14 protein-coding genes and 1 pseudogene are annotated in these 24,013 nt (G+C 45.5%); 8 read left to right on the forward strand and 7 right to left on the reverse strand.

Going from position 1 to position 24,013, the window contains the following annotated elements; genetic code table 11:
* Nucleotides 1-158 precede the first annotated feature (158 nt).
* From HUJ21_RS00955 to HUJ21_RS00965, 3 genes are read left to right on the forward strand one after another with little or no spacing between them, the layout of a single operon-like run.
* On the forward strand, nucleotides 159-2,087 hold the full coding sequence (locus tag HUJ21_RS00955) for a peptidylprolyl isomerase (protein WP_291366539.1): 1,929 nt from the start codon (nucleotides 159-161) through the stop codon (nucleotides 2,085-2,087).
* Nucleotides 2,050-2,946 (forward strand): peptidyl-prolyl cis-trans isomerase, encoded by an 897-nt coding sequence (locus HUJ21_RS00960; RefSeq protein WP_291366541.1) that lies wholly within the window; start codon nucleotides 2,050-2,052, stop codon nucleotides 2,944-2,946. Before HUJ21_RS00955 ends, HUJ21_RS00960 begins: the two co-directional genes overlap by 38 nt.
* On the forward strand, nucleotides 2,924-4,363 hold the full coding sequence (locus HUJ21_RS00965) for a peptidylprolyl isomerase (RefSeq protein ID WP_291366543.1): 1,440 nt from the start codon (nucleotides 2,924-2,926) through the stop codon (nucleotides 4,361-4,363). Before HUJ21_RS00960 ends, HUJ21_RS00965 begins: the two co-directional genes overlap by 23 nt.
* A gap of 31 nt (nucleotides 4,364-4,394) precedes the next feature.
* Here the strand turns inward: HUJ21_RS00965 and HUJ21_RS00970 are convergent, their stop codons facing one another.
* From HUJ21_RS00970 to HUJ21_RS01000, 7 genes are all read right to left on the reverse strand, one after another.
* Nucleotides 4,395-5,135 carry a hypothetical protein gene (locus tag HUJ21_RS00970; protein WP_291366545.1) on the reverse strand — a complete coding sequence of 247 codons (741 nt, stop codon included), beginning with the start codon at nucleotides 5,133-5,135 and terminating at the stop codon, nucleotides 4,395-4,397.
* Nucleotides 5,136-5,245: 110 nt separating this feature from the next.
* Nucleotides 5,246-8,122, reverse strand: a complete 2,877-nt coding sequence (locus HUJ21_RS00975) for a TonB-dependent receptor (RefSeq protein WP_291366547.1) — start codon at nucleotides 8,120-8,122, stop codon at nucleotides 5,246-5,248.
* Between the two features lie 95 nt (nucleotides 8,123-8,217).
* The gene (locus tag HUJ21_RS00980; protein WP_291366549.1) at nucleotides 8,218-9,720 is read right to left on the reverse strand and encodes a hypothetical protein; all 1,503 of its coding nucleotides are present in this window, start codon (nucleotides 9,718-9,720) and stop codon (nucleotides 8,218-8,220) included.
* A gap of 147 nt (nucleotides 9,721-9,867) precedes the next feature.
* Entirely contained in the window at nucleotides 9,868-12,717 is a 2,850-nt protein-coding gene (uvrA, locus tag HUJ21_RS00985; protein ID WP_291366551.1) for an excinuclease ABC subunit UvrA, read from the reverse strand.
* 119 nt (nucleotides 12,718-12,836) lie between these two features.
* Nucleotides 12,837-14,492, reverse strand: a complete 1,656-nt coding sequence (locus HUJ21_RS00990; RefSeq protein WP_291366553.1) for a hypothetical protein — start codon at nucleotides 14,490-14,492, stop codon at nucleotides 12,837-12,839.
* Nucleotides 14,493-14,552: 60 nt separating this feature from the next.
* The gene (locus tag HUJ21_RS00995) at nucleotides 14,553-15,494 is read right to left on the reverse strand and encodes a lytic transglycosylase domain-containing protein (RefSeq protein WP_291366555.1); all 942 of its coding nucleotides are present in this window, start codon (nucleotides 15,492-15,494) and stop codon (nucleotides 14,553-14,555) included.
* A 4-nt stretch (nucleotides 15,495-15,498) separates the two neighbouring features.
* Nucleotides 15,499-16,215 (reverse strand): TIGR00730 family Rossman fold protein, encoded by a 717-nt coding sequence (locus tag HUJ21_RS01000; RefSeq protein WP_291366557.1) that lies wholly within the window; start codon nucleotides 16,213-16,215, stop codon nucleotides 15,499-15,501.
* A 726-nt stretch (nucleotides 16,216-16,941) separates the two neighbouring features.
* Between HUJ21_RS01000 and HUJ21_RS01005 the strand changes: the two genes are divergently transcribed.
* The 5 genes and pseudogenes from HUJ21_RS01005 to HUJ21_RS01025 all read left to right on the forward strand — a co-directional run.
* Entirely contained in the window at nucleotides 16,942-18,303 is a 1,362-nt protein-coding gene (locus tag HUJ21_RS01005) for an SLC13 family permease (RefSeq protein WP_291366559.1), read from the forward strand.
* Nucleotides 18,304-18,320: 17 nt separating this feature from the next.
* Entirely contained in the window at nucleotides 18,321-19,280 is a 960-nt protein-coding gene (gene denD / locus HUJ21_RS01010; protein WP_291366561.1) for a D-erythronate dehydrogenase, read from the forward strand.
* Nucleotides 19,277-20,029, forward strand: a complete 753-nt coding sequence (locus HUJ21_RS01015) for an SDR family oxidoreductase (RefSeq protein WP_291366563.1) — start codon at nucleotides 19,277-19,279, stop codon at nucleotides 20,027-20,029. Before denD ends, HUJ21_RS01015 begins: the two co-directional genes overlap by 4 nt.
* 94 nt (nucleotides 20,030-20,123) lie before the next feature.
* Entirely contained in the window at nucleotides 20,124-22,076 is a 1,953-nt protein-coding gene (locus tag HUJ21_RS01020) for a VCBS repeat-containing protein (protein ID WP_291366565.1), read from the forward strand.
* A 671-nt stretch (nucleotides 22,077-22,747) separates the two neighbouring features.
* Nucleotides 22,748-23,950: pseudogene (locus HUJ21_RS01025) on the forward strand (IS110 family transposase); the annotation flags it as partial.
* Nucleotides 23,951-24,013: the final 63 nt, after the last annotated feature.

A 24,013-nucleotide genomic window follows, 5' to 3' on the forward strand; every position in this document is an offset into this window, starting at 1 on the left:
AATCCCTTTACTTATCCACAGCTTCTTCCTGTATTGTGGGGTAAAATTCGTAACATTGCAGCCTAATTTCTATCCATTGTCCTATGAATTTGAAGCACATATATTTCCTTTTTTTGGGAATTTTATCTGCAAGCGCGGTTCAGGTTGCTGATCAAGGCATGGAAAATCCATCCCAGAGCGACTACCTCCTTAAAATAGGTGATGCAAGCTCGGATGAGGAAGAGTTTTTATACATATTGAATAAAAACCGCCAAAGGTCCGAAGCAGCACTGTCCAGAGCGGATTTTGATGAAAATTTTGAGCTGTTTGTCAATTATAAGCTCAAAGTCAAATATGCCATGGATATGGGTCTGGACAAATCACCGGAATTCCGTGATGAATTTGCCTCTTTCAAGGCCGATATCATCAAGCCCTACCTCCAGGAAAACAGGCTGGAGGAGGGTGAAATGCGAAAGGTATATGAGCGCATGCAGGAGGTGGTGAAAGCCAGCCATATCTTGCTGCAATTCCCGCCCAATGCCAGTAAGGAGGATTCCCTTGCTGTTTTCAGGATGGCTCAAAAACTAAAAGCCGATGCGGAGAATGGCGCAGATTTCAGCCAATTGGCCATGGAATATTCAGAGGACCCTTCAGCACAGAGCAACAAAGGCAATTTGGGTTATTTTACTGCGCTGCAGATGGTTTTGCCATTTGAGGAAGCAGCCTTTAACCTTTCAGTCGGTGAAATTTCAGATCCTGTTTTGTCCGATTTCGGCTATCATGTGATCCGGCTGGAAGAGCGGAATAGAAATCCAGGGCAAATCAGGGTTTCCCACATATTGATCCGTACGGAAGCAGATCAAGCGGAAAGTGAAAACCTGGCAGAGAAAAAAATTACCGAATTGTACCACACCTTACTGGCTGATCCGGACCAATGGCCCGATCTGGTGGCAACCTATTCGGAAGATCAGGGCAGTAAGTCTGAACAAGGGCTGATCCCCTGGTTTGGCGTGGGTGCGATTGTTCCTGAGTTTGAAAAAGCTGCCTTTTCTCTGGAAAAAGAAGGTGATTTCAGCCCTCCCGTTAAAACAGAATACGGGTACCACCTCATCCGCCTGGAAGGCAACCGACCCATTCCTCCGTTTGAGGAAGTAAAGCCGATGATCCGGTCAAAGATTCTACGGGAAAATAAATCAGAGATGATCCGGACCAGGGTCCTTGACCTGCAAAAAGACCTGTTGCATGTTGCGGAAAATGAAACCCTTCTGGCTGGGCTTGAGCAGGTGTTTGCTGCCTTTCAGGAAATACCTGTAAATGATCTTTTCAACAAACTATCCGAGCCGGAATGGAGCAGCGATTTTCTGATCCGATCTGACTGGAAAACGGCCGGGCTCCAGCATTTTATCTCTTATCTGCAATCAAACTTCTCAGATACCACTATACCTTTGAAATCGACCTTTGAGGAAAGTTACACCAATTATTTACAGGATTTGTTGGCAGGCTGGGAAGAGGAGTACCTTTATGCCCACAATCCCGAATACCGGCAATTGATCAACGAGTACAAAAATGGCATGTTGCTTTTTGAATTGATGAACCGGGAGGTTTGGCAAAAAGCAGTGGAAGACACCACTGGTCAACAGGAATATTTCCGGGAAAACAAGCATAACTACCTGTGGGAAGAGCGCATTCCCGCCCTGATACTCAAAGCTAAGGCGGACAAAAACCTTTCGGAGGTCAGCCATTGGCTTTCGGCCAGGAGCTATGATCCCGAATTGGAAACAACATTGAAAGAAAAATTCCTTCAGGATGACCCATTGTTGTTTACCTTTGAGCAAAAGGAATTTGAAATCCAAAAAAACGAACTGTTGGCTTCACTGGATGTGGAACAATCTTTTCACCAAATCAAGCGGAACGGAGAAAGTGTCCTGATTTTATTGGGGGAGACCATTCCTTCGGCTCCCAAGAAATTTGAAGAAACCAGGGGGAAATTGATTCAGGATTACCAGCAATACCTGGAAAACGAGCTACTTACACGCTTAAAAGAAAAATATACCATCCAAATCAATGAGGATGAAAAAGATAAAATATACCGGTCCCTTGAAAAATAAAGCCTTAATAGCCCTTTGCAGTTTGCTTTTTATGGCTTCCTGTGATTTGTTCAGCATCAAAACTGAGGAAGAAGATCCGGACAACCCCATTGTCGCATCCGTGGGAACAGCCAATCTATACCTTGCTGATATAGACCATATCAGCAAAGAAATGACTACTACGCTTGATTCTGCTGAATTGGTGGGCAGGTACATCCAAAGTTGGGTCAAAAAGCAGTTGATGATCAAGGAGGCATCTCAAAATCTGACGCTGAATGAAGCAGAAATCAACCGGAAACTATTGGATTACCGATATGCGCTGATTGCCTATGAATACGAGAAAAATTTTGTGGAAAAAACGCTGGATAGGGAAGTAACCCAGCCCGAAATACAAGCTTATTACGAAGCCAACAAAGAAAATTTCGCCTTGAAGGAAATCATTGTGCGAACCAATTTCATCAAACTGGAAAAATCACTCCCACAGAAAAGACAATTGGAGCGCTTGCTGAACAGCAATCAGGATGGGCAAAAGGAAGAACTAAAAGACTTTGCCATTCGTTATGCCAACAACTACTTTATCGAGGATTCGACTTGGATAAAATTTGATGACATTATCATCAATACTCCACTTACCCAAAACAATAACCAGGTTCAACTGCTCAGGAATGAAAAATTGATCAGCGTGGATGATGAAACGTATTCCTACTATTTCAAAATATTGGAATACCGTTTACGGGATCAGGTACCACCTCTGGAGTTTGTCAGAGACGAAATCTCCAAGATAATCGTTAACAAAAGGAGAGTGGAAATTGCAGAAAAATTAAAAAGAGATATTTACAACAATGCACTTGAAAACAATGAGTTTACCATATATGATTGAATGGGGAAGAAAGATTAGCCTCTTTTTGATTTTTGGCCTTATGTGTCAGCATTTGGCCATTGCCCAGGATTCGGACAGTCCGGCAACCACTGCGGAACCGGAAACACCTGAAGAGAAACCCAGCGGGCAGGTACTGGATAAAATCATCGCCAAAGTGGACAATTACATCATTTTGGAATCAGACCTGCAAAAGGCTTATTTGGAGGCTGTTTCCCAGACCCAGCAGGGGATGGAAACACCCGACCGCTGCCAGATTTTCGAATCCCTGTTGATCAATAAATTGATGATGGCCAAATCTGAAATAGATTCGGTAGTTGTGTCGGAAGCAGAGGTGATCATACAAACAGACCAGCGGTTCAATATGGTGTTGCAGCAATTCGGAGGGGATGAAGAGACCCTGATCGAGGCCTATGGCAAAACAGGGGATCAGTTAAAAAGTGAAATTCAGGAAGCTGTCAAAGAACAAATGGTCGTGCAAAAAATGCAGGGAGTGATTACCGAAGGACTTGAAGTTTCTCCCAATGATGTGAGAAAATTTTTCGGCTCCATACCCAATGATTCGCTGCCTTTTTTCTCTGCGGAAGTATCTGTTGGCCAGATTGTCAAAAAACCGGAAGTGAGTCAGGAGCAAAAAGACAAAGTGATAGAACAACTGCTGTCTATAAAGGAAAGGATCCTGTCCGGTGAATCGGATTTTGCTACCATGGCACGGCAATATTCCATGGATCCCGGCTCTAAAGTTCAGGGTGGTGACCTGGGTTTTTTCAGGAGGGGAGAACTGGCTCCGGAATATGAAGCTACCGCCTATAGCTTGAAACAAGGGGAGATCAGTGATCCGGTGGAAACCATGTTTGGATTTCACATGATCCAGCTATTGGAAACCCGTGGCAATACCTTCAATACCAGGCATATACTGATTATACCTAGCCCGTCTGAAGATGATATCAAAAAAGCAGAAAGGTATCTGGACAGCCTACGCCAACAAATCGTTGATGAAAAAATAAGCTTTGCCAAAGCGGCGAAGGAAAACTCCGATGACAGGGAAACCTCTGATAATGGCGGGTTTTTTACCGATCCGGGAACGGGATCCAATAGGTTGACATTAAGAACATTGGAAGATCCGGTACTCTATTTTACCCTAGACAGCATGGAGATTGGGGAGATCACCCAGCCCATTAGGTATGAAAATCAGGATCCAAGAACCGGCAGATCAGAACCCGGAGTACGCATATTATACTATAAAGAGCGTTTTCCGGCCCATCGCGCCAATCTCTCTGATGATTATGAGAAATTAAAGGCAGCAGCCCGCCGGAAAAAGGAAGAAGAGATTTTATCCAATTGGTTTGTATTGGCCAAGGAAGAGGTGTTTATAGATATAGACCCGCAGTACGATCGCTGTGAAGTGTTGCAGGATTAATTGAGCCAGGATATTTAGAATCTATCTAAGGTTAATTAGCGGCCAACACCAATTCCTGCTTTAAAAAATGACTGAAGTCTCGGATCCTTTCGGTATCATGGTACTTCAGGGCAGTGATGGAAAACTGATAGGCGGCCAGGGGATTGCCTTCATTGAAGTAGCGGATGGCCTGGTTAAAATATTGAAGGCCCAGCAGGTTTTGCAGGTCTATGGTCCGGAAAATATCCGGTGCCGTAAAGGAAGCCGTTTGTTTCTCCCCTGTCTGCATATTATCCGGGTTCAGGGTAAAATCTCTGAGGTAGCGTTCCTTTTGATCTGGATCGGCAATAAAGCCTTCCCTTGGATCTGTTACTTCCAATAGCACCAGCCTATCTCCCACCGCTACCTGCAAAAACACGTGGTAAGAAGTTTCCTTTACTTCAAAGGTGAATCCAAAATGATCCAAAAGGGCGGCTAAAATTAGTGAACCGCTGACACAATCGTAAAGTCCCTGGTCCAAAGCATCCCGCTCCAGGGTAAATTGCTGGTACCGGTGAAACAATTTTTGGTGTGCCCGGTAAAAAATATTTTTAACCATTTTTTCACTGTTCCCGAATTTTCTGAAATCTTTCTCCAAAAGCTCATACAGATCCGAAAACCGCTCACTTTCCGCTTTCCACGATTCAAGCCATACTTTCCCGGCATTTGGGCTGCCTGAAGGAATTTCTGCCTGGGCCGGGAAATACAGCACAGGAATAGAAAACAGGAGCAACAGCATACCAAAACCACGCATGGAGTCTATATTAATTCATCGTTAATTAAATTTAACAATTTATTAACATAGAAACAAAAAAAATATCCCTTCTACCAGAAGGGATATAGAATCAAATGCTTAAAATTTACTTAAAAGGCATAGGAGAAATTTAAATTGATCAATGTACCGGGTTTAAGACTGGAAAAAATCTGGTCTTCCGCATTGTAGGACCTGAAGACTTCTTGCCGGGACTGGTTGAGCAGGTTTTGAACGTTAATACCGGCCTGCACCCTTTCATCCACACCAAAGGTCTTATTTACACTGATGTTCAGGGCATGGAATGGAACCGTATACGTATCTGTCCGGTTTCCAAAGCCGATATAATTGAGGGTAGCTCCCTGAACATTGTAAAATACACCTGCCTCCAGGCCTGTTACAAAATTATTGTAGGCCAAACCTGAATTGATGATATAAGGAGCCTGACCTGCCATGTCCCTCCTGGAAGAAATAACCTCGCCTTCCCTGGCAGTCAATCTACGGGACCGCAATTCAGAAGCAGACATTTGTATGCTGGATGAGGTAACCGTGCCATTAAAGGTGAAAAAGAAGTCTTCCAGTTTGGGGTCCAAAAAGGAGAGGGACTTTCTCGTTTCCAGTTCCAGTCCTGCAACGGTTCCATTGCCAACGTTTCTGGGCTGAAATGCACCAGGGTCTGACAAAAACTGCACCATCTCTATGGGCTTGTCAAAGGTCTTGTAAAAGGCACTTAGCGATAACAGTTGACCTGCAGGAAGGAACTGTTCCCATCTTAAATCAAAATTATTGATCCGGGTAGCTTCCAACTGCCCGTCCCAAAGTACCTCGGAACCTCCATTGGTCGTTTCCTGAAACAGACCGCCAATAAATGTCCTCCCCGTAATGGGGTCCAGAATTTCCGCAAAAGACATTTCCTTAAAGGATGGCCTGGCTATGGTCCTGGAAAAGGAGAACCTTATATTTTGGTTTTCTTTCAGGCTACTGATCAGGTTGATGGTCGGGAACAAGTCCAGGTCATCCAAAACTTTCTCATTGTCAAAAACAACGGTTTGGGTCTGATTGGAACCGGTATAGTATTGCTCATATTTCTCAGCCCTAAGGCCAACGATGGCTTTCAGGTTGTCGAGGGGCGAAAATTCGCTATGGGCATATACCCCTATGTTATTTAGATTTGCGCCAAAACTATTCGGGTTGTTTGGGATAAACAGCGGATTGTACCGAACACCGTTTATGTTGTTTTCGGAGAAAAGATTTTCCTGGTTCATCACTTCATTGGGATCGCCGGTAAAAGTGGTATTCCCTGTGGAGAACTGAAAATTCTGAATAAGGAAATCCCTTTGTTTGTAAGTATAGGAAGATCCAAACTTTAATTTGGCAGTCTTTCCAAACAGGGTGTGGTTCCTTGTCAGATCCAGTTTCCCTACCAGATTTTGTTCTTCCAGCGATCTCCAGATGCGCTGGGGCAAACCTACTTCTGAGGAAATGGTATTGTTTGGACGACGAAATCTCAGCACCCGGACATCCGGATCATCAATGGTAGACAAAGTAGGCGATACCTTCCAATTCACTTCCCAATCCCCTCCACGAAGAAAATGTGCTCCACTGAGCATCAGGTTGGTCAATGACCGCTGGCTGTATTCAATATTGTACTGGTCTGCTTCAAAAACAGCCCCCAAATTGGTGTTGATAAAATCAAAAACGCCCACTTTGGATTCACCATTTTGAAGGCGGATCAAATTCAATTTGTACTTTGAAAAATCCGTTTTGTAAGCCAGTCCCGCAAGACCACCTACCAACACATTGCTTACTCCAAAATTTCCCAGAGATTGTTCCAGAGGCTCAAGGGCAGTCTCCCCGGCTTCCCTGGGCTTGGCAAAGAGGTTGTATGCCGCGTCTTTATAATATTCAGAGGTATTTTTGTAGGTAAGTGCCAGGTTATACCCCAGCTTGTTTTTACCCACTGACACCTGGTTTCCCAGGGAAAATCCCAAGCTAATATTTGCCAGGTTTTGGTTTTTTACCCCTCCAAATTCGGGATTAAAATCTCTCAGAATGCTTTGGTACAGTTGGCCCTTTTCTCCGGAAGGATTGCCAATTACTTCAGCAAATTGGGGGATATCAGTTATTCCTTTGGTTGGAATTTCCCGAAAGCCATTGTCAAAACCCAGAAAGTCCGTACTGCTGCCGGGGCTTGTCAGGAAATTACTATTAAAATGCATGGAAGGATTGTATCCTCCACCTAGCGAAAACCTCATGGTTTTCTCCTCTGGAAAATCCTTGGTTTCAATATCTACCACCCCTCCGGTGAAGTCTGCCGAAAGGTTGCTGGTAAAGGATTTGGACACAATGATATTGTCAATGATATTGGTAGGAAAGATATCCATCTGTATGGTGTTTCGATCCGGGTCCAGGCCGGGAATATCCACGCCATTCAGGACAGTCTTGGTGTACCGGTCTCCCAATCCGCGAATGTAGACGTATTTGCCCCCCTCAATGGACACACCGGTAACCCGCTTGATGGCAGAGGCTGCATTTCCATCCCCCATCTGCCGGAAAGAGGAAGCCGATATGCCATCCATCAGTTGTGCCGCATTCCGCTTTACGGTCATTAAAGCTGCCTCTGTAGTCCTGATGGCTTCTGCTGATATGGTCACCGTTTCCAGGTCGGAGGTAAATTCCTCCATTTTCAAATTGTCCAAAACGGTAACCTCACCGGCTTTGACCAATACATCCTTCAGGTTAAGTGCATTGAAGGAAATAAAAGAGGCTTGTAATTCGTAAGTTCCGGGCGCAATGGGGATTTCAAAATCCCCGTCAAAGTCGGTAACCGCCCCGGTCTGGCTGCCAACGACGGAGACAGCTACACCAAATAATGGTTCTCCTGTCCCTCCGTCAAATATGGTGCCCCTGATGGTGCCATTCTGGGCCGATACATTTGCAGACAGGCAAATCAGCCCCAAGCAAAGCCAGCCAAAGATTGAATTTTTCATGTTTTTGTTTTTAATAAATACAGCGATGTAATAGAAAAAGTAATGAAAGGGATACACTGGGCATCCCTTTCAAAAAATGATGTTACTAGTGGTAATTACAAGTCATCCAGATTGCCAGCGACAGCCGTCCAGGACCAATTGGCAAAAGCAGATTTATCTGCTCCCACGGTATTTTCTCCTTCAGCAACTGCTGTTGCATGTACATGCGTTCCATGACGGAATACATCTGCTAAGGCAACACCTTCGGGAAGGGTAACCTGGAGATTATTAAAGTTAAGGACTCCACTTTCGAAATTAGAAGCTGAATCGTCTCCATCCAGGGAAAAGTCACCCCTGCCTTCAGTAGCGGCGGGATCACCAAATCCATAGAAGTAAATATTTTGCAGGCTTGCCCTGGCCCCGTCTCTGAAATCTCCGAGTTCAGCAGCTTCATGACCGATTACCGTTCCGTTTTTAATGGTATGCGCGGCATTAAAGGAACCTTCGGGTCCATCTATTTCAAAAGCATGATCCGTTTCGCTTCCGGCTACGATGATAAAATTGTCCAACTCTCCTGCCCAGGATTGATCCGTATCTATGGCATCATCAGCAGAACTCCACACTATAGCATTCTTTACATTTACAGTACCACCAAACCATTCGATGCCATCATCTTCATTGGCCACAACTTCAATATTTTCGATTACGGTTGTTGAACCCACGCCACCCAGAGTCAGGCCGTTGATTTCATTTCCTTCGCCGATATTGGCACCTCCATGACGGATGGAGATGAATTTTAACATACCTGAATCATCATCAGGATCGTCTCCGCCATACAGGCCGTTGGTGTCGGATGGCGGAATGCCTTCTATTTGCACCTCGCTTACATCACCTGCCAGTGAACCTGGCGCATTGCCCAGGATCAGTAAACCTCCCCAAAGTCCTGTAATGTTAGGATCCAGGTTTGGACTGGCGATCATGCCGGGTTCGATTTCATCTGCTACAGAAGTAAAAATAATGGGTTGATCTGCGTTTCCTACCGCATTGATTTTAGACCCCCTGGCAATGACCAGTGCTGTAGCATTGGGACCTGAACCGGCTTCTCCTTTTACGATCACTCCAGGTTGTATGGTCAGGGTAGCTCCTCCAGTTACGGTAATCCGCTCTGTAAGGACATAAACTTTTCCGGTTTCCCAGGTAACATCTTCCTCAATGTTTTCTGTTATTCTTAAGGTTGTAGCTTCTTCACCTACGGTAAGTACGTGGGTGACAGTTTGAGAATCCCCATTGCTATCTGTAACAACAAATTCAAATACCACATTGCTGTTGGCATCCTCTTCTGTTGAAGCATAGGAAAATTCATGGCTGGCAGCAGTTTCTCCATTAAAATTAATGGTTTCTATTGTATCACCATTTTTTATGATCACCAAAGTTGCCAAACCATCGTTTGCAGTAATGTTGGCGGTTACGGGACCTACTCTTTGGCCTGCTTCAACCACAGCAGTTGGTGGAATTCCTGAGATGGTTACAAAGTTGTTGGGTTGCTCCTCTTCTCCACATGACGTAAGCAAGCCTACGGCCAGTGCAAAAGCGGTCAACCCTTTGAGAAATTTTTTCATGATAAGTAGTAGATTAATAAGTCAGACTAAACGATGTCGCAAAATTGACTTAAAAATCCCTGCCTACAGAAAGAAACGAATTATCAAATTTTAAAATTATCTTTGGAAAATTAATACTATGTTAACATTAATTTTAAAAAACCGGATTCAGGCCTCTACATCCACTTTTCCTGTTAACTCGGCTTTCAAAAACCTGGCGGTATAACTGCTGCCATGGCCTACCATGTTTTCCGGTTTTCCGCTAAACAATATCTCTCCACCTTTTGCCCCACCTTCAGGCCCCAGATCCACAATATGGTCAGCCACTTTGATCACATCCATGTTGTGTTCAATGATCAAAACGGTATTGCCCTTATCTACCAATTTATTTAACACCTCCAGCAAATGACCGATATCCTGAAAATGAAGCCCTGTGGTAGGCTCATCCAGAATATAGAAAGTCTTACCGGTATCTTTTTTGGATAATTCGGTGGCCAGCTTAACCCGCTGGGCTTCGCCACCGGAAAGGGTAGTGGCATGCTGGCCCAGCGTGATGTAATCCAGGCCTACTTCATGTAGGGTTTTAATTTTTCTCAATATCTTGGGCTGATTTTCAAAAAATTCCACGGCCTGTTCCACGGTCATGTCCAGGACATCAGCGATGGATTTACCCTTGAACCGTACTTCCAGGGTTTCCCTATTGTAACGCTTGCCTTTGCAGGTCTCACAGGGTATGTGTACATCGGGAAGAAAATCCATTTCTATAAGTTTCATTCCTCCGCCTTCGCAATCTTCACAACGGCCCCCTTTTACGTTAAAAGAAAATCTGCCTGGTTTATAACCCCTGATCTTGGCTTCCGGCAATTCCGTGAAAAGGGCCCTGATATCCGTAAACACTCCCGTATAGGTTGCCGGATTGGACCGGGGAGTCCTGCCTATGGGCGACTGATCCACTTCAATCACCTTGTCCAAATTTTCCAAGCCCTTAATCTCTTTGTAGGGCAGAGGTTCCTTTCGGGAATTGTAAAACTGCCGGTTGAGCAAGGGGTAAAGGGTTTCATGAATCAACGAGCTCTTCCCTGATCCGGATACGCCTGTCACACAAACCATGGTCCCCAGGGGAATTTCCAGGTCAACTTTCTTGAGGTTGTGCCCGCTGGCTCCCTTAAGCTGCAATTTTTTTCCTGTTCCTTTCCTTCTCTTGAGGGGCACAGGTATGCTCAATTCCCCATTGAGGTATTTGGCAGTCAGGCTGCCGGAGTGCAGCAGTTGATCCGGTGTACCACTGGCTACAATATGCCCACCATGTCTACCGGCTCCCGGGCCAATATCCACCACATGGTCGGCTTCCAGCATCATGTCCCGGTCATGTTCCACCACGATCACCGAATTGCCCAGATCCCTGAGGTCTTTCAGTGCATGTGTCAATTTCACATTGTCCCTTTGGTGCAAGCCAATACTGGGTTCGTCCAGAATATAGAGTACTCCCACCAGCTGAGTGCCGATCTGAGTGGCCAGGCGGATGCGCTGGGCCTCCCCTCCGGAAAGGGTTCGTAATGGCCTGTCCAGGGAGAGATAATCCAGTCCTATATCCAATAAAAAACCAATGCGTTTGCGGATTTCCTTAAGTACTTCTGCACCTATAATTTTTTGCCTCTCCGTCATCCGTTCCTCCAGATCAGCAAACCAATCTCCCAGGGTACTGATGTCCATCTGGGCCAGTTCCCCAATGTGTTTCCCCGCAATTTTAAAATGTAGGGCTTCTTTCTTTAGCCGGTATCCTTCACAATCAGGACAGGTGCGGGTACTGGTGAAGTCTGCGATCCATTTCTGGATTTTATCCGAGCCCCCCTCTTGCTGTTTTTGCAGAAAGTTCAATATGCCTTCAAAAGTGGTGGTCCACTTGGTGCCGGGATATTTCACAGAATCTACTGCAACCTCGGTTTTGTCTCCGTACAATAAAGTGTGGATGACTTTATCGTCCAGTTTTTCTATGGGAGTGCCCAGGCTGCCTTTATGGCGTTTGAGTATGGCTTCTATTTTTTTGAATATCCATATATCCCGGTATTCGCCAAGAGGAGCAATTCCTCCCCTGCTGATACTCAATGAGGGGTCAGGAATCACATTTTCCCTGGTAATCTCTTCTATTATACCCAAGCCATTGCAAGTGGGACAAGCACCATAGGGGCTGTTAAAAGAAAAAGCGTTTGGTGCAGGCTCGTCGTAACTAAGCCCGGTCTTGGGATCCATCAGGAACTTGGAGAAATAATCTATTTTGCCATTTTCATCCAACAACATCATGATCCCTTTTCCATGTTGCAAGGCGGTTTTCAGCGATTGGGTAATTCTGTACCGGTCTTCCTCCTCGGCTATCACCCGATCGATTACAATCTCAATATCATGGATTTTATACCGGTCGACCTGCATTTTGGGCTGCACTTCCTGAAGTTCTCCATCAATACGCACTTTGGAATAGCCCATTTTCCTTACCTGCTCAAAGAGCTCACGGTAATGTCCCTTTCTTCCTTTCACCACGGGGGCCAGAATGGATAATTTCTTGCCGGAGAATCCCTGAAAAATCTGCTCTATGATCTGATCCTCTGTTTGTCTGACCATTTTATCCCCCGAGAGGTATGAAAATGCTTCTGCTGACCGGGCATAAAGCAACCGCATGAAATCATAAATTTCCGTTACTGTGCCGACGGTAGATCTGGGGTTTTTGGAGGTGGTCTTTTGTTCTATGGAAATGACCGGCGAAAGGCCGTTGATTTTATCTACATCAGGTCGCTCCATTCCCCCCAAAAAAGAACGGGCGTAGGCCGAAAAACTTTCCATATATCTCCGCTGGCCTTCTGCGTAGATGGTGTCGAAAGCCAGAGAACTTTTTCCACTCCCGCTTAATCCGGTAATGACTACCAGTTTATTTCTTGGAATGCTCAGATCCAGATTTTTGAGGTTGTGTTCCCGGGCACCAAATATTTCTATATGGTCCTGTGAGGAATGGTTTTCTGCAGACATAGGTAAAGGTTTGCGCTATGGTTGAATTGTGAACAAAATTAAGCATTAGGCAGGGAAAGGCACTAATCCAAACCAAATAAACTCAAAACAAGACATAAGGTTCACTTTTGAGAGGGGCTTTATTTTTCTCTCATCTCCTCTTCTGTTTGTCCTGTAATGGTGGATTTTAATCCGCTCAGTACCAAATTCCACCAATAATGAAAAATAAATTTATGCTGGGCTCTTTCAAAATATACTTCCCCTTTGTTGAGTTTTCCAGATTTGTTGGGATTTTGGGAAGGGATTACTACCTTATTGGCCAAAAATGCCCCCAGTTTACGGAATATATTTTGGTCTCTTTCATAGTTTTTATCCAGAATTTCGATTTCCAGGTCTTTATATTTGACAATCACTTCTCCTGTTCCCTCCAGGTCATTGGCCTCAATGTTAAAAAACAATTGATCAAGGCGCCCACTTTTCAGGGCCACCCGGGTGGCAGGCATGATTAAATCATTGAGCGGGGCCAATACCATACCGCCAATGCTACCCTTCATAAAAAACTTACCGCTTTCATCGTTGATCAGGTAATCTGCCTGCATGTCGATCAGGCCCTTTCCCATTAACCTACCTGTTGCCAGAATATTTAGGGTGTCATTTCGCGCCAGTTCTTCTTCAATATTGGTAAAACCTGCAATTTTACCATTTACCTGGTCGAAAAATATTTTGCCTGCCGAGGGGGCCTGGGTATCGGGTCGTTCTTCGTATGCGATGTAGGCATCTTCTATGAAAATGGTTTTCAGGTGAAGTTGTTTTGGCAATTCATTCAGGATTTCATGAATCATTTTGGGGCGTTTCGAAGTGTCCTCCTGTTTTCTTTTATCCCTGAAAACCTCCAGTTGGATTTGTCCCAAATGAAGGCTGTCAGCTATGATCCTGCCTTGTCTGAAATACTCCTGAAAATCCATCCCATCCACCTGAAGTCGCCCATTGGAAAGCTCCATCCAATTGGTTTCTTTTTCAAACTGGTTGACATAAGCGTATTTTTCCAATTTGTTGTTAAAGGCCACCTGTTCGATAACCATTTTTCGCTCTGTCGTATTAAAAGAAAAATCTTTGGCCCGGATGGTGTTCCTGTACTCATTGATATGCACCTGAGCTTCATCCATATAACCTTCTATATTGTCTACCGAAAATAGTGCGTCAGGACTATCCCTGTCTTCCTTGCTTAGGTTTAGTCCATCTGCAAAAACAAATAAATCCTTGATGGACAACCTCACTGAATCGGTAGCAGCATCTTTGTTGTCAAATGAAACCTGATTTACCCGCAGGTGATTCAATCCGATATTCTGGTAATCCTTGCCTTCTTTGGCCTCACTCGACTCATCTTTGCCCAGCTCCTCCAAATCGGGGGTTACCGTTTCCAAAACCACATTCTCCAAATATGCCGAGTCCAGTTTGATACTGTTGAAAAACAAAAAATCCACCCATTGAAATCCGGTAAGGCTGGCTTCATCAAAACTTAGGTGAAATTTTATTTTTTCGGCATCCTCCAGGCTTTCCCCTGGCATGATTTCCACGGATTCCATTTTTAAAAATGTGCCCCTGTAATCATAATTCAGTTGTATATCTCCAAAACGTACCTCGTGGCCCGCAAAATCGTTTGTCCGGGTAATCATGTTGCTGACGATCCTTTCGGCATTGTTGTTCAGGTAGGTGTTTACCAACAAGGGAAGCAACTGAAAGAGGGCAAAGAGTACTCCAGCAATGATGAGTATGGTAATAATGGACTTTTTCATATAGGTAGGGATTGCCCGTTAAGATACTCATTATAATTAATTCCAGAGATAATTATTTTCTTAAACAGGTAGTTTAATGATATACTTTCTGCCTTTTCTAACGTTGAGTTGCCTGTTGATCAGCCATGAATTATAAATTTTCACTTCTTTGTAATTGCTGTTATGATCTTGTGCCCATTCTGCCAAGTTACCAATGCTTTCAGAAATTTCGATTTCCCTCAGGGAGGGCAGGGCATACAGATCATCCTGCTGCAATTCAAAGCCATATTTACCGGGGTTTTCAAAAATCTCTTTCAGAGCAAGTGCCCTGAACAAATACCTGCTGGTCTCTTCATTCAGGTACAAATCATAATAATCCGGACTCAACTGCTGGTTTTTCCTGCGGGTAATGCCTGCTATGCCCATGTTGTAACTGGCCGCCACACTGGTCCAATTGCCAAACTTGCCATATGAGGCCCTGAGGTATTTACAAGCGGCAAGCGTTGATTTTTCAAAGTGGTACCTTTCGTCCACATCCCGGCTTACTTCCAGACCAAAATCTCCTGCGGTGCCTTTCATAAACTGCCAAAAGCCTTTTGCCCCTGCGGGGGAAGTCACGTTCATCAATCCTGATTCTATCAGCGCTACATATTTAAAATCTCCGGGGATACCATTTTCTTCCAGGGTCTGCTCAATAAAGGGGAAAAATTTTCCCGCCCTTTTCATCATCAACAGCGTATTGGATTCCCAATAAGCATTGACATAAACCTCTCTTTCATAACGCTCATAGACTTCCGGGTCGTCCATGGGCACTTTTTCTCCGGCAAATTCCGGCGCATCAGGAAGATCAAAAATCCTTACCCTTGGAACATGTGCCGGTTGACTTTCCCTAATTTCAGCTGCCTGACTGTGTGCAGTATTCAGGTCCATTTTTCCGCCGCTGGGTTTTAGCCATAAATATCCTATCAGGACAAATTGTACGACTATCAGGATATATAAATAGGTGATGTGTTTGCTGTCCAAGTGATTAATAATTTGGAGATAAAAGATATTTGCTGTAGAAATTGTCAATAACGGCCACTGCTTCATCAGCGGTATCTACCAGGGCAAAAAGGTTCAGGTCTTCTTTATTGATATTGGCGTGTTCGGTAAGCACCACCTCTTTGATCCAATCCAACATGCCGGCCCAATAATTCTTACCCACCAAAACGATAGGAAACCTGCCAATTTTTTTTGTTTGAATCAGTGTGAGGGCCTCGAACAATTCATCCAAAGTTCCGAACCCTCCCGGCAACACGATAAATCCCTGGGAGTATTTGGTGAACATTACCTTTCGTACAAAGAAATAATCAAAAGTAATTAATTTGTCGGGGTCGATGTAGACATTATTGAATTGCTCGAAAGGCAGTAGAATATTAAGCCCCACCGACTTGCCTTTTTCAGTATGTGCCCCTTTATTTCCGGCCTCCATGATACCCGGGCCTCCACCTGTAATTACCCCATAGCCATGCCTTACCAGTTTGCCTGCAATGGATTCCGCTACCTGATAAAAATGATTGTCAGGATTGGTTCTGGCCGACCCGAAAAGAGTAACACAGGGGCCAATTTTCGCCAACTTTTCAAATCCTTCTACGAATTCGCTGATCACCTTAAAAACTACCCAGGAATCTGCGCTTTTTATTTCTGCCCAATCTCTTTCCTTAAAAGCTTTTTTAATTTTATCTTCTTCCTTCAACTGCTCCATTTTTACCTTTTTTCAAAAAATACCCATTAGTATATCCAACTAATAATAATTTATAAACACAATATATCCGATAAAAACAAAGGAAACAAGCAAAGGATTCATTTCAATTGATTATAATTTGCTATCAAAAGGCCATAACTTGTTCTGCACCGATGACGACGGGTACCCTCTCTGCGAGGGTGCGATTTTAGATAGTTCAACCTACTGAGAACATCCCAGGCACTTACGGCCGTCTGAACGGAGACGTAAACGCATATCCGATCTTACTGTTCCTTTTTCGGTTTCATTATGTTCCCGCTCTGGTTCAGATTGCTACGCGGGGCTCGCAATGACGGGGTCCTTCGTCACTGTGAGGGTGCAAACGGGAATAAAAAGGAATCGATAATAGCCCGGCACCCTTAGGTAATACGTAAATGGATTTGCGATCTTACCGTCCTCTCTTGGATTTCCTTAAACTCTTGCTCCGGTTCAGATTGCTCCCTTTTCAGGCTGAGCCTGCCGAAGCCCGGCAAGCTCAGGGACCAGGAGCGTTGGCGCGCATAATGGCGGGGTCCGTACAGCGACTGAAAAGCCTGATTTTCTCAATGTTAACCTCCCCAATGATTCTCTACCCTGGCATGCCCATTACCTCATGCTCGATTTCATACTCCTGCTTCAAAATCAGGAAAATCCGGGTTCCCCACCAAAAAATGCTTAATATCTAAGATTTTTTTCTTTAATTAAACCATGTATTCAATTTTCCAAACCGATTATTGGCCATTTGTTATCCTTTTAAGCAGTATTGGATTGGTAACCTTGTTGATTTCCAAATGGAGGTTTCACCCATTTATTGCATTGGTATTGGCCGCAGTGTTTGTGGGCTTGCTAAGCCCTGCACTGATTGCAGAAGAGGGGCTGATGGCCGCCTTTGAATCCCCCATGGAGGCCTTAGGCGATATGGCTGGCAATATTGCCTGGGTCATTGCGCTGGCAGCCATTATCGGCGCAGCCATGATGGAAAGTGGAGCTGCTGAAAACATCGTCAACCGGCTCCTGAAAACCATGGGTGAAAAGCAGGCTTCCCTGGCATTGATGCTTGCCGGATTTATCCTTTCCATACCGGTATTTTTGGATACGGTGTTTTTTTTATTGATTCCCCTGGGCATCACACTGGCATTGAAAACAGGGAAAGATTATGTCTTGTACGTGACAGCTATAGGTGGCGGAGCTGCCATAACGCACAGCATAGTCCCCCCCACGCCGGGTCCTTTGATTATGGCCGAAACCATGGGGCTGGACCTGGGTATAGTGATCCTTGCCGGGCTGTTTTTAGGTATTTTCCCGGCAGTTTTAGTGATCCTGGTGGGCAAAAGAATGAACCGAAAACTCAATATTCCGGTGCGGATCAATTTAAACGCCTCACCGGAGGTTGCCAAAAAATTATCACTTTCCCTGTCCCTTGCGCCGATTGTGCTACCCATTATTCTGATAGGCACTGCATCCTTGTTTGAGGCCATTACCGGTCGATTGCCTGACTGGCTGGCCCTGATGGGAAATAAAAATACGGCCATGGCAGCTGGCACAGGTCTTGCCTTGTATTTATGGGCCAGATCGCAAAACCTGGGAGCCAATGCGCTCTGGTCAAAAATAGGAAAACCCCTGGAGATTGGTGGTCTGATCATTCTGATTACCAGCGCAGGGGGGGCTTATGGAGCCATGATCGGCCAAAGCGGGATTGGTGATGCCATTAAATATGCCACAGATGGCCTGGACATCCACCTTGTTCCCCTGGCCTGGCTGATTGCAGCTGTGCTGAAAACAGCTCAGGGTTCGGGCACCGTAGCCATGATTTCCAGCGCAGCCATCATTACAGCCCTGATGGGAAACAATTTTGACCTGCCCTATCACCCGGTTTACCTGTTGATGGCTATGGGATTTGGTTCCCTTTTTGTATCTTGGATGAATGACAGTGCCTTCTGGGTAGTGGCCAGAATGAGTGGCCTCACTGAGAAGGAAGCATTAAAAACCTGGACACTTTTACTGGCCATTATATCCCTGGCAGGAATGCTGCAGGTTTGGTTGCTGTCCTGGATAGTACCTTTAACTTAAAAATAACCCAATTACCTATGCATGTATTGATTATCGGAGCAGGAGGATTTATAGGGAGCCGGCTGGCCATGGAATTCCGGCAAAATAACCCCTCAGCTTCCATCAGCCTTTTCGACCGACAATTCCCTGAATCCCTGAAAAAAGACCCAGGCTTTAGCTGTGTGGAGGGAGATTTTGGGGACCAGACTCAAACAGACCTGTTGCTGGAAAAAAAACCCGATTTGATTTTTCACCTCGCCGCAGTAGTTAGTGGTGAAGCAGAGAAAAATTTTGACCTGGGCATGAAAGTCAATCTCAAAGGTTCATTGCACCTGTTGGAAAAATGCCGTGCACTGGGGCATCAGCCCCGAATCGTATTTGCCAGTTCATGTGGTATTTTTGGCGGAGATGTCCGGCAGGTCATTTCGGAAAATACTGCCCCAAAGCCCAGAAGCTCCTATGGTACCCAAAAGGCCATCGTAGACCTGCTGATGAATGACTATAGCCGCAGGGGTTTTGTGGACGCCCGCTGCCTGAGGCTGCCCACCATCACAGTTCGCCCGGGAAAACCCAATGCCGCCACTTCCTCATTTTTAAGCGGCATCATCCGCGAACCACTGAATGGACAGCAGGCCAGCTATCCGGTAGATCCTGCATCGGAATTCTGGATCCTTTCTCCCAAACAGGTAGTGAAAAACTTTATCCATGCCGCCGCATTGGATGCGGAAGTGATAGGGGAGGACCGCTGCATCAACCTGCCGGGCCTGACCGTTTCGGTGCAACACATGATCGATTGCCTGGAAAAAGTGGCGGGACCAGAAGTAATCCAACGCCTTACCTACGAACCAGATCGTTTTTTGCAAAGTATTGTTTTGACCTGGCCACCCCATTTTGATACCCAAAAAGCGGATCAACTCGGGTTTACCGCCGACAGAGATGTGGAAGAAATTATCCGGAACTATATCCGGGAAGAAAATATTCAACTACAAAATTTATGAATGAGGAAGTTAAAACCGCTATCATAACAGGTGCCGGTTCAGGGATTGGCAGGGCAGTGGCACAAGCACTGGGCAGGGAAGGCTGGAGTCTGATCCTCACGGGTAGAAAAGAAGAGCCGCTTAAAGAAACAGCGCGGCTTTGCACTGGAAAAGGTCACCTGGTCTGCCCTGCAGATATTACCGACCCAGCCGATGTAAGACAACTTTTTTTAAAGACGGAGCAAAGCTTTGGCCGGCTGGACCTGTTGTTTAACAATGCCGGTGTAAATGCCCCTTCAGTACCTTTGGAAGAACTGGCCTTTGCCGATTGGAAAATGGTCATAGACACCAACCTTACAGGTGCCTTTCTTTGCACCCAGGAAGCCTTCAGGCTGATGCAGAAACAGCGGCCAAAAGGTGGGCGCATCATCAATAATGGATCACTTTCAGCGCATGCCCCCAGGCCCTTGTCAGTGGCCTATACCGCAAGCAAACATGCCATCACCGGCCTCACCCGATCCACCAACCTGGATGGCAGGCCTCACGATATCGTCTGCGGGCAAATCGATATTGGCAATGCGAAAAGCGCCATGACCCAAAAGATTGAAAAAGGCATTCTGCAGGCAGATGGGACGCACAAGGTTGAGCCTACCATGGATGTGGCTGAGGTAGGCCGGGCTGTTGTCTATATGGCTGGCCTACCCCTGGATACCAATATTCCCTGGATTACAGTGATGGCCAGTGGCATGCCTTACATGGGTAGGGGTTAAAATGGCCCGTTTTGCTTCCCAATGGGTAAAACAATAGGAATAATCCCTATTTGGTCCAGCTCTTAAATATTGAAACATGTTAATCTTCCTGCATATGCGTCCTTTCCTTATTATTTTGATTCTGCTGCTGGGGGCAGCTTGCCAGCATCCGCAATCCACCACAATTGAAACAAGTGCTGAATTTACCCGGGTCAACTATAACCGACCGGATGCCACCGCTTTCCTGGGTGTTGGACTTTGGGCCTGGCCCCTGCCTATGGACTATGACGGGGATGGTGACATGGATCTGCTGGTTTCCTGCCCGGACAAGCCCTTTAACGGGCTTTACTTTTTCGAAAATACCAGTGGGGAAGCCTTTCCGGTATTTGCTCCTCCGGTACGGTTAGGAGATGCCATTTCCAAGGTTCAGATTTCACATACCGGACTGGGGGCACCAAAGGTGACCATTCCCGGTGCCGAACTTCAGGATTTCCGCACAGCCCTTGATTCCCTGCCTGAGGCGCTGTTTCCTATTGAAGAACTCACCAAGGATTTAGGGAAGAGCCCCCGCTTCAATCAATGGAAAATGGCCGATTACGATGGAGACGGAGACCTGGATATACTGGTCGGTATGGACGACTGGTCGGACTATGGCTGGGACAACGCTTATGATAGTACCGGCATTTGGGTGAATGGCCCCTTGCATGGTTATGTGTACCTTTTGGAAAACCGGGACGGTGAATACCATAACCGCGGGCGGCTACAGGGCGGGGGAGAGGAAATCGACGTGTACGGCGCTCCTTCTCCTAACCTGGCGGATTTTGATGGGGACGGGGACCTGGATTTGATTTGTGGAGAATTTCTGGACCGCATGACCTATTTCGAAAACGTGGGCAGCCGGGAGCAACCTGTATATAGCAAAGGCGTATTTTTGGAAAACCAGGAAGGTACCATCAAAATGGACCTGGAGATGATCATCCCTGTGGCCGTTGATTGGGACAAGGATGGCCATGTAGACCTGATTGTAGGGGATGAAGACGGCAGGGTGGCCTGGCTGCAAAATACCGGGGAAATCCACAAAGGGATCCCGGAATTCACTTCTCCCAGGTATTTCCGGCAGCAAGCCGATCATTTGAAATTTGGTGCCCTCGTAACTCCCGTAAGTGTGGATTGGGACCAGGATGGAGATGAAGATATCATAGCCGGAAATTCGGCCGGCCACATTGCCTTTATCGAAAATCTAAGTGGTGGGCCTGAACCCCGATGGGCAGAGCCGGAATTACTGGAAGTAAAAGGGGAGGCCATACGCATACAGGCTGGAGACAATGGGTCCATTCAGGGGCCTGCCGAAGCCAAATGGGGCTACACCACCCTCTCTGTGGCGGACTGGGATGGTGACGGTCATCAGGATATTATCTTTAATTCCATCTGGGGCAAAGTGGAATGGATCCAAAATACCGGAACGGAACTCCAGGAACCCCAGCCCGTCAGGATAGACTGGGGAGATCAGGATCCGCCCTATCCGGCCTGGAATTGGTGGAAGCCGGCCGCAGATGAACTGGTTACCCAATGGAGAACTACCCCCTATGCCATCGATTGGGACAAAGATGGGATCATGGACCTGGTCATGCTGGACCATGAGGGCTATCTGGCCTGGTATCAGGGCAGCAGCAAAGAAGGAACCACCATCCTGAAGCCGGGAAAAAGAATCTTTTTTGGCAAAAACGGAGCAACCTTTAACAACAAAAATATAGTTGAGGATACAGGAGATGGCCTGCTACGGCTTAATACCGCAGAGGCGGGTAGCAGTGGCAGAAGAAAAATCACTTTTGTGGACTGGGATAATGATGGCGACCTTGACCTGTTGGTGAATAGTCTGAATGTATCCCTTTTCGAAAATATCAACCAAAGCCCGGATAAAGTAGTTTTTCAATACCACGAGCCGTTCACCGAGCAAATGCTTGCCGGTCATACTACTAGTCCTACTTTTGTGGATTGGGATAAAGATGGCGTTTGGGAATTGTTGGTAGGGGGCGAAGATGGGCATTTTTATTACCTGCCCAGGTAAGAATTTATGGTGTCAAAATTATTTTCTGGACTGAATCCGGACAAGTTCGATTAAAACATGGAGGTATTCCCTGTTGAATAGTGGTACATTTTCATATTGGCTGTAGATTTGTAAAAACTTTCACCGCAAGATTTTCCGGATTCATCCCTATTAAAAACGATAGGGAGATATTAAATTCTAAAATCAAGTAGAATTTTGAAAATTTTTTTTTAATTGTCTTTTAATAATTAATTGGATTATACTGGTTTTATAAATTGGACCTTAATCTTGTGAATTGATTCTTCTTTCCTCTTTCTTTTTGTTTCAAGTGAACTGCATTTTTAAAAATGACACAATTTAAGGAAACATGCGTTTAATGCATTGACCGTCATAGCAGTTAAGATCGTGATTTTGATTAGTGCCAGATCCTGTGGTCAAGTGTGATCCCGACCGCTTTTGAACCCAATATTGGTGACAGGTTTACCAGATCCCGTTTAACAGAATAAGTATTCGTTAGCGGCTGGGCTTTGGCGGTTATATTATCAACCCAAAAATAAACGATCATGAAAACCAACAAGAAGACGAAAATCAGCATGGTCAACCCCGATGCTGCAGGGGTCGACATCGGAGGTTCGTTTCATTTTGTAGCCGTTCCGGCAGACAGGTCGTAGACTCCCGTAAGAAGGTTTGGCAGTTTTACCAGAGACCTTCATGAACTGGCAAAATGGCTGAAACAATGCCATATAAAGACGGTGGCGATGGAATCCACAGGTATTTATTGGCTACAATTGTTTTTAATACTTGAGGAGTACGGTTTTGAAGTTTTTCTGGTGAATGCACAACACATTAAAAACGTTTCGGGAAGAAAGACAGATGTACTGGACTGTCAATGGATTCAACAGCTGCATTCATATGGACTGCTTTCTGCCAGTTTCCAGCCCGAAGAAATGATTAGGACACTCCGCGGTTACATGAGGCACAGGAAAAACCTCACCCAGGACTACTCTACCCAGGTCCTGCGCATTCAAAAGGCCTTCGAACAGCTCAATGTGAAGCTACACAATGTAATTACGGACATCACGGGAAAATCTGGCCAGCTCATCATACGGGCGATACTTGCCGGGGAACGTGACGCCGGGAGACTGGCCTCGCTTGCCTCAGACAGAGTCAAGGCAAAAAAAGAAGATATCATACTCTCCCTGGAAGGTAACTGGAAGGACGGGCCGCTGTTTGAGTTGAGGCAGTCATTCGAGCTTTACCTGATATACAAACAAAAGATAGCCGAATGTGATAACCAAATTAAGGAGCACATGGAAATACTGGCAAGCAAGGAAAACACCGAACTAAGTCAGAATCTTCCAAGAAAAGTATATACTAAGAACAGGCTGAACTTTAACGCAACCCCATACCTGAAGAACATTACGGGTGTAGACCTAACGGAGGTATTCGGAATAAGCGAGGTCAGCGCTATGGAGATCGTTTCAGAAGTCGGCCTTGATCTTAGCAAATGGCCTACGGAGAAGCACTTTATCTCCTGGCTAAATCTCTGTCCCAACAACCGAATATCTGGAGGAAAACTATTGAGAAACAAACGGAAGAAGAGTAAAAACAAAGCAGGGCAGGCTTTTAGGATGGCAGCATATGCGCTCCAGAGAAGCGAACACTACCTCGGGGCCTTTTACCGAAGGATGAAGGCAAAAGGAGGCCCACTGTACGCTACCAAGGCAACGGCCAGAAAACTGGCTGTGATTTTTTACAACATGATCGGAAACCAGACGGAATTCACCCCTATTCCCATTGAAGAATACGATAAAAAATTTAGGGATAAACGCATGGTATACCTTAAAAGACAGGCATCAAAATTAGGTCTTGAATTGGTAGAGGCAGTGCTTTAGTTTAAACTGTTTCTTAAGAGACAAAAAGAAACAAAAAATTCAAGACAAAAAATCCTTCCTCCC

The organism is Cyclobacterium sp. (genome assembly GCF_014762705.1).
In the GTDB taxonomy this organism is placed as follows: Bacteria; Bacteroidota; Bacteroidia; order Cytophagales; family Cyclobacteriaceae; genus Cyclobacterium.